Raw genomic sequence first — 2,500 nt, forward strand, 5'->3', positions numbered from 1 at the left:
CTTCCGAGTTCGGGATGGGATCGGGTGGTTCCACAGCGCTAATTTCACCAGGGAGGCGGTTGGAGCGTCGCCATCCGATACAACTGGATAAGGCGCCTGCCTCTCGTAGTTCTTGTGACGTAGCGTGCACTTGGATGCTCTTACGACGTTGTCGTAAAGCCAAGGCAACTTGAGGTTATATGGTCAAGCCTCTCGGATCATTAGTATCAGTTAGCTCAATACATTGCTGTACTTACACACCTGACCTATCAACCACGTAGTCTACATGGTTCCTTCAGGGGGCTTGTGCCCCGGGAGATCTCATCTTGAGGCGCGCTTCCCGCTTAGATGCTTTCAGCGGTTATCGCTTCCGAACATAGCTACCCGGCAATGCCACTGGCGTGACAACCGGAACACCAGAGGTTCGTCCACTCCGGTCCTCTCGTACTAGGAGCAGCCCCTCTCAAATCTCCAACGCCCATGGCAGATAGGGACCGAACTGTCTCACGACGTTCTGAACCCAGCTCGCGTACCACTTTAAATGGCGAACAGCCATACCCTTGGGACCGACTACAGCCCCAGGATGTGATGAGCCGACATCGAGGTGCCAAACACCGCCGTCGATATGAACTCTTGGGCGGTATCAGCCTGTTATCCCCGGAGTACCTTTTATCCGTTGAGCGATGGCCCTTCCATACAGAACCACCGGATCACTAAGTCCTAGTTTCCTACCTGCTTGATCCGTCGATCTTGCAGTCAAGCACGCTTATGCCTTTGCACACAGTGCGCGATGTCCGACCGCGCTGAGCGTACCTTCGAGCTCCTCCGTTACTCTTTAGGAGGAGACCGCCCCAGTCAAACTACCCACCATACACGGTCCCCGACCCAGATAATGGGCCCAGGTTAGAACGTCAAGCACGACAGGGTGGTATTTCAAGGATGGCTCCGCTGCAGCTAGCGCCACAGTTTCATAGCCTCCCACCTATCCTACACAGACGAACTCAACGTTCAGTGTAAAGCTATAGTAAAGGTTCACGGGGTCTTTCCGTCTTGCCACGGGAACGCTGCATCTTCACAGCGATTTCAATTTCACTGAGTCTCGGGTGGAGACAGCGCCGCTGTCGTTACGCCATTCGTGCAGGTCGGAACTTACCCGACAAGGAATTTCGCTACCTTAGGACCGTTATAGTTACGGCCGCCGTTTACTGGGGCTTCGATCAAGAGCTTCGCCTTGCGGCTGACCCCATCAATTAACCTTCCAGCACCGGGCAGGCGTCACACCCTATACGTCCACTTTCGTGTTTGCAGAGTGCTGTGTTTTTGATAAACAGTCGCAGCGGCCTGGTTACTGCGACCCTCTTCAGCTATAGCTCGCACGAGCCACCAAAAAGGGTGCACCTTCTCCCGAAGTTACGGTGCCATGTTGCCTAGTTCCTTCACCCGAGTTCTCTCAAGCGCCTGAGAATTCTCATCCTACCCACCTGTGTCGGTTTACGGTACGGTCTGCGTAAGCTGAAGCTTAGGAGCTTTTCCTGGAAGCGTGGTATCAGTGACTTCGCCTTAAAGGCTCGTCTCGGTGCTCGGTCTTAAAGGATCCCGGATTTGCCAAAGATCCAAACCTACCGCCTTTCCCCAGGACAACCAACGCCTGGTACACCTAACCTTCTCCGTCCCTCCATCGCACTTACGCGAGGTGCAGGAATATTAACCTGCTTCCCATCGACTACGACTTTCGTCCTCGCCTTAGGGGCCGACTCACCCTGCGCCGATTAACGTTGCGCAAGGAAACCTTGGGCTTTCGGCGTGCGGGTTTTTCACCCGCATTATCGTTACTCATGTCAGCATTCGCACTTCCGATACCTCCAGCAGACTTCTCAATCCACCTTCAACGGCTTACGGAACGCTCCTCTACCGCGCATAACAAAGTTATGCACCCCAAGCTTCGGTTCACTGCTTAGCCCCGTTAAATCTTCCCCGCAGACCGACTCGACCAGTGAGCTATTACGCTTTCTTTAAAGGGTGGCTGCTTCTAAGCCAACCTCCTGGCTGTCTGTGCCTTTCCACATGGTTTTCCACTTAGCAGTGAATTTGGGACCTTAGCTGTGGGTCTGGGTTGTTTCCCTTTTCACGACGGACGTTAGCACCCGCCGTGTGTCTCCCATACAGTCCGTCTCGGTATTCGGAGTTTGCAATGGTTTGGTAAGTCGCGATGACCCCCTAGCCATAACAGTGCTCTACCCCCGAGAGGATACATATGAGGCGCTACCTAAATAGCTTTCGAGGAGAACCAGCTATCTCCGGGTTCGATTAGCTTTTCACTCCTAATCACACCTCATCCCCTACCTTTGCAACGGGAGTGGGTTCGGGCCTCCAGTGCGTGTTACCGCACCTTCACCCTGGGCATGACTAGATCACCCGGTTTCGGGTCTACTGCCCGCGACTATGCGCCCTTATCAGACTCGGTTTCCCTTCGCCTCCCCTATACGGTTAAGCTTGCCACGAACAGTAAGTCGCTGACCCA

General features: G+C 54.1%; 2 rRNA genes (1 of these 2 cut by a window edge). Both read right to left on the reverse strand.

Annotation, left to right across the window (positions count from 1 at the left end):
* A 5S ribosomal RNA gene (gene rrf, locus R1L06_RS20545) occupies positions 1–52 on the reverse strand; the annotation flags it as partial.
* 127 nt (positions 53–179) lie between these two features.
* Positions 180–2,500 (reverse strand): 23S ribosomal RNA (locus R1L06_RS20325) (it continues 559 nt past the right edge of the window).

The sequence above is a fragment of the Stenotrophomonas mexicanensis genome, assembly GCF_032911605.1.
In the GTDB taxonomy this organism is placed as follows: Bacteria; Pseudomonadota; Gammaproteobacteria; order Xanthomonadales; family Xanthomonadaceae; genus Stenotrophomonas; species Stenotrophomonas maltophilia_A.